Source organism: Gemmatimonadota bacterium (assembly GCA_026706345.1).
Classification (GTDB): domain Bacteria; phylum JAAXHH01; class JAAXHH01; order JAAXHH01; family JAAXHH01; genus JAAXHH01.
On record JAPOYX010000041.1, the window covers coordinates 1 to 9,777 of the forward strand.

At 64.5% G+C, this 9,777-nt stretch carries 13 protein-coding genes; 5 read left to right on the top strand and 8 right to left on the bottom strand.

The window, feature by feature from the left end; all coding sequences use genetic code 11:
- Nucleotides 1-316: aminotransferase class III-fold pyridoxal phosphate-dependent enzyme (locus OXG98_04155; protein MCY3771196.1), on the bottom strand; the 316-nt coding region annotated here is incomplete at its 3' end.
- A gap of 93 nt (nucleotides 317-409) precedes the next feature.
- Complete coding sequence (locus OXG98_04160) at nucleotides 410-985, bottom strand: hypothetical protein (protein MCY3771197.1); 576 nt, start codon at nucleotides 983-985, stop codon at nucleotides 410-412.
- A gap of 312 nt (nucleotides 986-1,297) precedes the next feature.
- Between OXG98_04160 and OXG98_04165 the strand changes: the two genes are divergently transcribed.
- The 4 genes from OXG98_04165 to OXG98_04180 all read left to right on the top strand — a co-directional run bounded on the left by OXG98_04165 (nucleotide 1,298) and on the right by OXG98_04180 (nucleotide 4,471).
- A complete protein-coding gene (locus tag OXG98_04165) occupies nucleotides 1,298-1,939 on the top strand; it encodes a cold shock domain-containing protein (GenBank protein ID MCY3771198.1) in 642 nt (213 codons plus the stop codon).
- Nucleotides 1,936-2,673, top strand: a complete 738-nt coding sequence (locus tag OXG98_04170; GenBank protein ID MCY3771199.1) for an ROK family protein — start codon at nucleotides 1,936-1,938, stop codon at nucleotides 2,671-2,673. The genes OXG98_04165 and OXG98_04170 overlap by 4 nt, the downstream gene beginning before the upstream one ends.
- 26 nt (nucleotides 2,674-2,699) lie before the next feature.
- Nucleotides 2,700-3,605 (top strand): winged helix DNA-binding domain-containing protein, encoded by a 906-nt coding sequence (locus OXG98_04175; protein ID MCY3771200.1) that lies wholly within the window; start codon nucleotides 2,700-2,702, stop codon nucleotides 3,603-3,605.
- Between the two features lie 95 nt (nucleotides 3,606-3,700).
- Nucleotides 3,701-4,471 (top strand): DNA methyltransferase, encoded by a 771-nt coding sequence (locus OXG98_04180; GenBank protein ID MCY3771201.1) that lies wholly within the window; start codon nucleotides 3,701-3,703, stop codon nucleotides 4,469-4,471.
- Here the strand turns inward: OXG98_04180 and OXG98_04185 are convergent.
- The 5 genes from OXG98_04185 to OXG98_04205 form a co-directional block, all read right to left on the bottom strand.
- The gene (locus OXG98_04185) at nucleotides 4,435-5,271 is read right to left on the bottom strand and encodes a TIM barrel protein (GenBank protein MCY3771202.1); all 837 of its coding nucleotides are present in this window, start codon (nucleotides 5,269-5,271) and stop codon (nucleotides 4,435-4,437) included. The two genes, OXG98_04180 and OXG98_04185, sit on opposite strands and share 37 nt — an antisense overlap.
- 56 nt (nucleotides 5,272-5,327) lie before the next feature.
- Nucleotides 5,328-5,831, bottom strand: coding sequence for a hypothetical protein (locus tag OXG98_04190; protein MCY3771203.1), 504 nt, complete (start codon nucleotides 5,829-5,831; stop codon nucleotides 5,328-5,330).
- 78 nt (nucleotides 5,832-5,909) lie between these two features.
- Entirely contained in the window at nucleotides 5,910-6,440 is a 531-nt protein-coding gene (locus OXG98_04195) for a hypothetical protein (protein ID MCY3771204.1), read from the bottom strand.
- A gap of 46 nt (nucleotides 6,441-6,486) precedes the next feature.
- Complete coding sequence (locus OXG98_04200) at nucleotides 6,487-6,807, bottom strand: L-rhamnose mutarotase (protein ID MCY3771205.1); 321 nt, start codon at nucleotides 6,805-6,807, stop codon at nucleotides 6,487-6,489.
- A 63-nt stretch (nucleotides 6,808-6,870) separates the two neighbouring features.
- A complete protein-coding gene (locus tag OXG98_04205; protein MCY3771206.1) occupies nucleotides 6,871-7,731 on the bottom strand; it encodes a PIG-L family deacetylase in 861 nt (286 codons plus the stop codon).
- A gap of 158 nt (nucleotides 7,732-7,889) precedes the next feature.
- Here OXG98_04205 and OXG98_04210 point away from each other — a divergent pair, with 158 nt between their 5' ends.
- On the top strand, nucleotides 7,890-9,185 hold the full coding sequence (locus OXG98_04210) for an MFS transporter (GenBank protein MCY3771207.1): 1,296 nt from the start codon (nucleotides 7,890-7,892) through the stop codon (nucleotides 9,183-9,185).
- A 175-nt stretch (nucleotides 9,186-9,360) separates the two neighbouring features.
- On the opposite strand, the gene OXG98_04215 is transcribed toward OXG98_04210, so the two are convergent.
- Nucleotides 9,361-9,777, bottom strand: a 417-nt coding sequence (locus tag OXG98_04215; protein MCY3771208.1) for a hypothetical protein, incomplete at its 5' end; no start/stop codon positions are given.

The window sequence follows — 9,777 nt, forward strand, 5'->3', positions numbered from 1 at the left end:
GGTCCGGCGGCTGTCGGAAGTGACGCCGGAGGACCAGTTCGATGGCCGGGGGACTGGTGGCGTGAAGCGGCGGCGCGAAGGCCATGGTGTCCAGCTGCGCCTTGACCGCCTCGATGATCCGCCGGTTGTTGTGGCCCGCGTTCACGGTGAAGATGCCCGATATGCCGTCGAGGATCCGGCGACCGTTTACGTCTTCGTACCAGACCCCGTCCGCTTTTCGGATGACGAGGGGGGCCTCGATGAAAGTCTCCATCTGGCGCAGGTCGAGGACGAGCCGCCGCAACGATTCGGGCGCTGTGAGCAGTTCGGTATTCATCAGGTTATCTCTTGAGCGCGGGCAAAGCGGGAGGCGTGCATGTCCGCCGCTGGAAAAACCGATCGGGGGAACCGTATAGCATGTGGCCGCCGACTAGTACAGCGTGTCGATGACGACGTCCGCCCCGGAATCACCGATGTTCACCCGGGGAATGATCCCCTCCATGTCCCCGGCCTGGGGGACGCCGGCGTTTCCGTCCAGGTCTATACGCGCCACGATGGTGACTTCACCGGTGAATGGCGGCCCCTGGACGGCCTGGTCCGCCCCGGTCAGTGTGTAGGCCATGGGAAACTGCAGGCCTCTGAATCGCTTGACGACCACGGGCGGTCCGCCCGCGCCCCGTCTCGCCATGACATACAGGGTCTCGGAGCCTCTGAGGCGCGCGAAGAGTTCCGGTGCGATGTCGATGGTTCCCGACACGCTCGCACCGTCTGCCGGGACCGCGGTGGGCTGTCCTTCCTCGAAGCTTCGGCCGGCCACCCGCTGGCCATCGATCGTCCGCTCTGCCTCCACTGCGGACCTTCCGGCCACCCGTCCGCCGTCTTCGGGCAAAGGACGCAGATTCTGGTCGCATCCGCACCAGAACAGCAGGCCCAGCAGGATCGGTTTCAGATGGAATGCGCGCATGGTCAAAAAGGGGTCCCGCTGCCGGGAAGGCTTCCATTTCATGGGTGTTTTTCCTGTTGCGATTACTCCGGATAGTCTAGGCGAACCCCCGGCCGTTGTCAACCTCTATGTACCTCGTCGTGAATGAAGAAAAACCCTTGACTTGCCCCTCACGGCAATCCTAACATGGATCTTTGCTACCGGTCACGGAACCGGGGCCAGCCGATACGGTTTAACAGGCGGGCGAGACGCCAGCGCCCATCTTCATCGCTGCGCCGCCCAGAGGTGGAACGGCCTGACCCGATTCCACCTTCCCATCGCGTCACACCGGGTTTTTTCCTCTCAACGGTTCCACGGAACCAGGACGGACGGGTTATGCCTCAGGGGACGATTTCCAGGTTGAACCAGACCAGGGGTTACGGGTTCATCAACACGCCGGAGAACGAGGACCTGTTCTTCCATCGATCCAACATCAAGAATGCACAGTTTTCGTTGCTGCAGGTCGGCGAGCGCGTGACCTATACCGTCCAGTTCACTTCCCGCGGCCCCCGGGCCGACCAGGTCCAGGTCCAGAATCAATCCACGAAACTCCAGGTAAACCTGGCTGTGAAGGACCTGCGGGTGTCCGCCGCTTTCTACACGGAAACCTTCGATTTCAAGGAGCGCACAAGCAATCCCGGTTATATCCTGCTCCAGCGGAACGCCCTGGTCCTGGGACTGAAGACCGACGAACTGCTCTGGTATCCGGATCCCGGGGAACAACCCGTCGAGGCGCTCGCTCGGGGCGTGGGTGTCGAACTGGTCCTGGAAACCTCGGATATCGATCAGTTCCATGCACGGATGCAACAGGCCGGTGCGACCATACACGAACCGCTGAAAGAACAGCCCTGGGGCGCCAGGGACTTCCGCATGCTGGATCCGGACGGCTACTACTGGCGGATCACGTCCCCCCGCGACCAGGACCCCGTCCACCCCGCTCACCCCGAAGAAGAGCCCGTGGAAGGAGAACCCGCGTGAGTTTTCTGGGTATCGATATCGGCGGAACGGGCATTAAAGGCGCGCCGGTCTGCCTGGAAACCGGAAAACTCGAGACGGAACGGTTCAGGATCGCCACCCCCAGGCCGGCCACCCCGAAGGACGTCATCAGGACCGCGGCGGAAATCGTCCGTCACTTCGACCTGCCGGGCCCCGTGGGATTCGGATTTCCGGCGGTGATCAAGAAAGGCACGGTGCGGACCGCCGCGAACATCGACCCTTCCTGGATCGGCGTCAACGCCGCCGAGCGCATGGCGAAGGCGACGGGCCGGCCGGTCGTGTTCGTGAACGACGCGGATGCCGCCGGCATCGCGGAAATGCGGTACGGTGCGGGCAGGGACAGGGACGGGGTGGTGGTTATCGCCACCCTGGGAACCGGCATCGGCACCTCCCTGTTCGTCGATGGCGCGCTCGTGCCCAGCACGGAATTCGGCCACATCGAGATGGAAGGACGCGTGGCGGAGAAGTATGCCGCGGAGAGCGTGCGGAAGGCGAAGGGACTGGGCTGGCTGGAATGGGGCGAACGCGTGAACGAATACCTCTGCAAGCTGGACGAGTTGATCCGCCCCGATCTGATCATCGTGGGCGGCGGCGCCAGCAACAAGTACGAGAAGTTCTCCCCGTGCTTCACCGTGGATACCGAGGTCGTGCCCGCCCGGCTGAGAAACCAGGCCGGGATCATCGGGGCGGCCCTCGCCGCGCAGACCGCCGCGTGACCGCGGGTTCGACGAAAGCATCGTTTATGTCCATTCTAACCAAGTCGAAGCTGTTTCCCATGTTGCCCGAGGATGTCCGCGGGCGCGTGACCGAAAGCCACCGTCTTTCACCGTCCAGCCGGCTCAAGAACAGGAAGCAGGCCGGGGAGTTCATCCTGGAACGGTGTTTCGTCTCGGTTTTTTCCGGAACGGAACTTCCCAGCATCCAGGAGGCGATAGACGGCAGGGCCGATCTTCCCGGTAATGGAAACCGGATAAGCACGGGACCGGGTATCGCCAGCATCTGGCTGAGCGACCTGCCGGAAGCCGTTCCCTGTCTCTTCGGCACCTTCGTCAAGCGCAGACCCACGCTGGTCGCCCGGAAGCACTGGGCGGCCCTGCTGGCCATGGAAGGGGAAGGGTTCCAGGGCGCCCGGGAGAACAACCGGATATCCCCGGCGGCTTTCCGCCTGGCCGACTGCATCGAGCGGGACGGTCCCGCCACGGGACAGGCGCTGCGCGATCGTCTCGCCGGATCGGCCTGCATGGACAGGCGAACCTTCCGCAGGGCTTTGCTGGAACTCGAAAAGCTGTGGCTGATCGTTCCCGGACGGACCGGCCGGCCTGGAAGGAACATCCATGACACGGCTTCATGCGTGTGGGAACTGACGAAGCGGTGGGTGCCCGACGACATCGAGCGGGAAGCCGCCTCCATGACCCGCCGGCACGCCATGCGCAGCCTGATCGTGGGCGCCGTGGACTCCGCGGGGGCCGTCGACGAGCAGGCGGTCTACCGATGGTTCGGCTGGCCCCGGTCCATGACGGGCGCCCTCATGAACGAAGCCCTGTCGGCTGCGGCGTGCTACCGGGTGGACGGTCCTAATCCAGTGATCATATCGAGCACGCTGGCCGAATCTGGCCAGGCGCGTAGCGGGGTTTTGCGCCCGCGGTAGCACGACCGGCCGCGGCGCATCCCCTGACCATCCTGCGATACGGTTTTCTTCCGTACGGACCTTGCGGGCGGCCTCCCCGACGGACCTTTCCGATTATGCGTCTTTACCACGATGACGACCAGGTCCGGCTCTGGCTGGGCGACGCGCGCGATATGGACCCGATTCCCGACAGGTGCGCCGGCCTGGTGCTGACCTGCCCGCCGTGGTGGGACGGCGGCGACTATGGTCACCCCGACCAGATCGGATTCGGCCAGACCTATCCCGACTTCCTGGCTTCCCTCTCCAGGGTGTGGGCGCACTGCCTCCGCTGCCTGATGCCCGGCAGGGCGATCGTCGTATGGATCGCCGACCTGCTCTGGCGGGAGGAGCCGGTCGCGCTGGTGGCGGACACGCACCGCGGCCTCCGGGAGGCCGGATTTCAGTACGAGGCCACCTGGTACTGGTTCGAGCCGGGGAAGAAACCGAGGAAGGAAGCGGCGGACGTTCGGCTGCCGCTGGGATGCCGGCCCAAGGTGCACGCCGAGACGATCCTGGTCTACCGGAAGCCCGGCGAACCCGGGCCGCCGGCGCCTGGCGTCATGGAGAAGAGCCGTGTGCCCGAGGAAGCATGGCAGGCGGGCCGACAGGCCGTATGGACGCCCGACGAAAACCTGGAAGACCCTTACAGGCGCTTGATCCGCCTCTGGTCATACGCGGGCGAAACGGTCCTGGATCCCTTTGCAGGCCAGGGAGCCATTGCCCTCGCCGCGCGGTCGCTGGAACGGCGCTGCGTCACGGTGGAGCTGAATCCCGAATCCTGCCGCCATATCGCCGCGCTCCTCGCGGCGCCTCACATGCCGTGTTCGGCCAGCAGGCGCCGCAGGTAGGCGACGGCCTTGGGCACCGCGGTCTCCTCGGCCTCGACGTCCTGTCCTTCATAGACGACCGACATCCAGCCGTTGAACCCGACGTTCTTCAGGATCCCGAGAATGCGGGGATAGTCCAGCCACACCTCTTCGCCGGACTGGACGCGGTAGAATTTCGCCCTGACGTGCACGGCGTGGGGCGCGCTTTTCTCCATGCTGCCATAGAAATCGTAGGCGGGGTCGGGGTCGCCTCTTCTGCCCGAGGCGCCCGGTGATCCGGCGTACTGGCCCGTGTCCAGTATGTGCGTGAAACCGGGGTGGTCCACCTGGTTCAGGATCCGTATGACGTCGTCGCCCGTGCGGGTCACGCAGCCGTGGTTGTGGTTGTGCAGTCCCACGGCGACGCCCCGCGAGGTCCCGTAGGCGACGACCTCCGAAATCGCATAGATCATGCGGGACCAGGTGACGTAGGCGGGCGTATCGTCCCGGTCCCACGCGGCGAAGATGCGCACCATCGGCACGTGCATCCGCGCGGCCACGTCGATCCAGTGGTTTACCATCTCGATTTCCGCGGAGATCTCCCCGGCCGGCTTCCCGAAGTTGTTGCTTATGCCCAGGTAGGAGATGGCCAGCCCCCGTTGCAGGCATCGCATGCGGACGTCCCCCAGATACGCGTCGTCCTCCGACGCCAGCGCCCTGGTATGGATGTCGATCCCGTCGAGTTCCAGCTCGCGCGCGCGATCGATGAACTCGAAGAGGTCCATGCGGCCTTCCTGCATGGCGTGGCCGTAGCTGAGGGACATGCACCCGAGTTTGATCACTTCGCGGATTCCTCTCTCCCGCCGGGCGGGTTGTTTTCGGCGCGGTTGTTGTCGGATTAGTCTTTGTCGTTGGGGTCGTCGCGGACCTGGCTGCCGTCGTCCTGGCTGGCGTCGTCGCGGTTGCCGCCGTCCTGGCCGCCGTCCATCGAGCAGGACTGCTCCAGGAAATAGACCATCACGTACTCTTCCGCCGTGCGCTTGGGGCCAGGCAGGTTTCGGATCCGCCGGGCATGGGCTTCGAGGTGGCGCTTGACGAAGAACAGGTAGAGCTGGGTGACGAAATCGGTCGCCGTGTGGTTGTAGAGATAGGTGGGCGACAACGAGAGCGTAGTGCCCATCCGGACGTCGGCGTCCGCCGCCGTGTTTTCCTGTCCCTTCAACAGCCTGTCGTTCAGCGATTCGAGTTCCTCGGTGGACACGCTGAAGAGAAACTCGCGAAAGGCCTGCAGTTCTTCCGGCGGACAGGTCTTCCGGGAGAAATAGTCGAGGAACCTGATGTCGCCGCCGGCGCGCATCAGGGCGAATATCTCGGACACGCCCATGAGGGTGCCCAGCTGCACGGTGGTCTGCCGCCGCGCTTCCCAGGTGGTCTCGAGGACGGGCAGGAAGGCTTCGATGCGCCGGGAGAACCGGTCTTCTCAGCGGTGGGTCAGGGCGGTGGCCGCCTTGGTGCGGACGGCGCGGCCGAGACTGTCGTCGCAGACAACGGCGATCAGCAGGGATTCGATTACCTTGTTGTGGATGCTCTGGCTGATCCGGCCGCCGATGGCGTCTTCCACGGCCGTGAAGTCGTCCCGGCCACCCAGCGCCTCCTGGGCCACCTGGTGCAGGAGACGGAACAGGTTGAGCCTGGCCATGACGTAAACCTGCCCGACCGCGGCCCGCATGGGAAGCAGCATGTCGACGGTGAAGAGCGTGGCGTTGGACAGCGCCTCGATGAGGGAAGCGGCATCCCGCCTCTGCTGGCCGAGGGACTGGCTCTCCAGCAGGGAAGGATAGGCGTTCATGACCTTCGCCAGGTCGCTCAACCGGGCGATGGCTTCGCAGATCGCCTGGTCGAGATGCGCGGCATCGGGATTCCTGCATTCCTTCAGCGAATCGGTGATGTCCCGGATCAGCCGCTTTTCGTCTTGCGTCAGGACGGGCGTATCGAGGGTGGTGGTGTCCAAGTGGTCTTGTTTACCCTTGTTACCCTGCGCGTGGGGTGCGCACTTGCTACTCCAGGTAGAAAACCTGTTCCAGCGGCACCATGTTCTCGTCGGCGTGCTTGCCGCCGAGGTTCTCGAAATAGGGTGCCATGAACTCCTGCCAGCGCGTGTTGACGTCCTTCTCGGCCATGGTGGCCAGCGCCTTCTCGAAATCCGGTGTCTCGCAGTAACCGAAGAGCAGCCCGTCCTCCCGCATGAACAGCGAGTAGTTGTGCCATCCCGCCTCGCGCAGGGCGTCCAGCATTTCGGGCCAGACTTCTTTGTGGTGCTTCTTGTAGCCTTCAATCATATCTTCCTTGACCTTCAAAATGAATGCTACCCGTTGCATGGTGATCTCCTTCAAGCTTCGTGCCTGTAACTGGCCTTTGCTATCACGCCTCGTATCTGAAACTCACCCTTCGTACTTGTAACTGACCTTCTCGATGTTCTCGTGGTCCGACCGCCGGGCCCGCTCGAGGGCATAGGACGAGACGGGGAAGTAGTAGTGGGTTTCGGAGCCGGCCGATATGAACCCCTCGGCGTAGGCGACGTTGGCCGCGCTGCCGAAGGCACCGTCCGACGTCTCGATGCGCTTGCGCGCGTATGCGCCGCCGTAGCCCTGGCTCACCAGGGCGTCCAGCGCCGCCAGCTTCTTGTCGACCACGTCCGTAATGTCGATGAAGACGTCGTTGTAATACCCGCCGCGGGCATCCCAAACGCTCCGCGGAAGACTCGCCGCGCCGCAGCCCCAGTAGAACACCTGCGCGACCTGGTGGGGCGGTCGCCGGTCGCCCGGGTCGACGGAACCGGCCAGGCCCAGCGCGAGCATCACGATGCGCCCGGCTACGGCGTGGGGGTTCCACGTGCCGCCGCCCTCGTCGGGGAAATGGGTGAGGATGACATCCGGCTTCAGCTCCCGCAGCAGGCTGGCGAGCTGGCGTACGATCGGCCGCTCCGGGAGAAGCACGGCATCGTCCGCCCCCATGAAATAGACGTCCTCCACGCCGAGGGCGCGGCACGCCGATTTCACTTCTTCCGCCTTCACGTCGGACCGTTCCGCCATCATCTGCTTCAGCGTTTCGCCCTCCGGCACCTCATCCGCGTGGAACATGTCGTCGCTGATCACCTTGTCGTGCACGCGGGCCCCGTGGGTCAGCACCACGCATCCCACCCAGTCGCCCCGCGCGGTGTGATGGGCCATGGCGCCGCCCGACTGGTCGAATATGTCGGCCGGATGCGCACCGATGGACAGAATGCGAAGCCCGTCACTCATGACGACACTCCCATATTTTGAGCTGGCGTAATCAAGGTGTTCGAACAGGTATGCGGAACGCTTGACTGTGGCCGATAGAAAGGCTTACTTGTCCCAGAATCACCGACGGACCGTATTGTCGGCAGACGACGAGGAGATCCGGTTTCCGGTGTTTCTGATTGTCAGTTAAATCGGAATATAGATGGTCCCACCTGCCCGTCAACAGGATTTTCCACAGGGCGTCCATGTTCGCGCGGCTTGGCTCACGCTGGAAAGCGGCCCGCCTGCTTTCCATTCCCGACTTCCGTAACCTCTGGATATCCAGCAGCATCTGGTGGCAGACGCGCTGGATGGACGAACTGATCGTCGGCTGGGTCGTGCTGGAGTTGACCGACTCGGCCGGCATGGTGGCCCTGGTCAGCTTCTGCCGCATGGGGCCGTTCATGCTCTTCGGCCCCTTCTTCAGCACGGTGGTCCGGTACGTGAGCTACCGGTGGCTGATCGTCAATGCGCAGTTCATCTACTGCATCGTCAACGGCCTTTTCTGGGCCCTCGCCTTCCTCGGCGATCTCGCCTTCTGGCACGTCGTCCTCGGATCCATCCTCATCGGCCTGGGCAGCGCCTACGACTGGTCCTGCCGCCGGGCGCTGATCCCGGACCTGGTGGGCAAGGACCGGACGACGGACGCCATGGTCCTGGAGACAGTGCCCCAGAACATCTCCCGGCTGATCGGCCCGCTCATGAGCGGCGTCCTGCTCGAGTTCGCCGGGACGAAGGGCGGCTTCCTGGCTCTCTTCCTCCTGCAGATCGTCCAGATCATCGTCATCGTCCGGCTCTCCGCCGCCACGGACCGGAAGGACCGCAAGAAAGGCCGGCTCGGCCCCCGGAAGGATCTGCTTCTCGCATACCGGTATGCCCGCCGGAATCCCCGGATCTCGGGCGTGCTGATCATCACCTTCCTCATGAACGCCTTCGCCTTTTCCTACCAGGTCCTGCTGCCCGTTTTCGTTCGGGACGTCCTCTTCCTCGGCCCCCTGGAACTGGGCATCCTGGGCGCAGGGGCCGGCATCGGGTCGATCCTGGGCATCGCTCTGATAGACCGGCTGGGACAGTACTACCGGGAAGGCATCGTCTTCACCGTCAGCTCCCTGCTCAACGCCGTGGCCACGATGATCTTCGCCCTCTCGGTCTCCTTCCCGCTATCCCTGGCCATGCTGATCCTGGTGGGCATCGGCCAGACCGGGTTCAGCATCATGCAGTCCTCGATCATCCTGCGCTCGTCCAGCGACGCCATGCGGGCCCGGGTCATGGGCCTGCTGGTACTCGCCATCGGCGGCGGTCCGCCGGGCCGGTTGATGGTCGGCGCGCTCGCCGGTATAGCCGGCGCGCCCCTGGCCCTTGCCTCGTGCGCCGGGATCGCGAGCCTGGGGGTCGTGGGCGTGTTGTGGCGGTTGGGCGGGATGAGACGGAACTGAGGGTCGGGGGGACGCGGATGGGGCCGCGGACCTGCTTCCGGTCGAGCGGCTTGGGGGGAATGCGGCGGAACTGAAGTTGCGGGTACCGGTACGGCGACCGCAGGCGACCGACGCAGCGGCGGAGTTGCGTTTCGCGCAGTCGGCCTGGCGGCCAGGAAGGCGCCAGGTGGCGCACCTACCGCAGCCAGCCCATCCGGTCCTTGCGCCACCCCAGCCGGTCGAGGTGGTTTGCCCGGATCGCCTCGATGTGGCGGGTGTGCAGGGCCTGCTTCTCCTCGGTCCACTGGTATTTTGCGAGCAGGTCAACGTCGAGTTCGACGCCCAGCCCGGACCCCTCGGGAACGCGGAGGCACCCGTCCTCGTACGGCATCTTGCCGCCCTTGATGACGTCGTCCACCCACTGGTTGTAGTGGGCATCCAGGCCGTGGAGCGACATGGGCATGGTCCCGTTTCCGTGTACGATGTGATAGGGAATGGTGTAGGGGAAGGCAAAGGCGGCGACGTGAAGGCGGATGGCCGTGCCCGGTCCCAGTTCATAGGCGCTGTGCATGCCCAGTTCCATGCCCATGAACCGGGCGGTGTCGTAGTACCG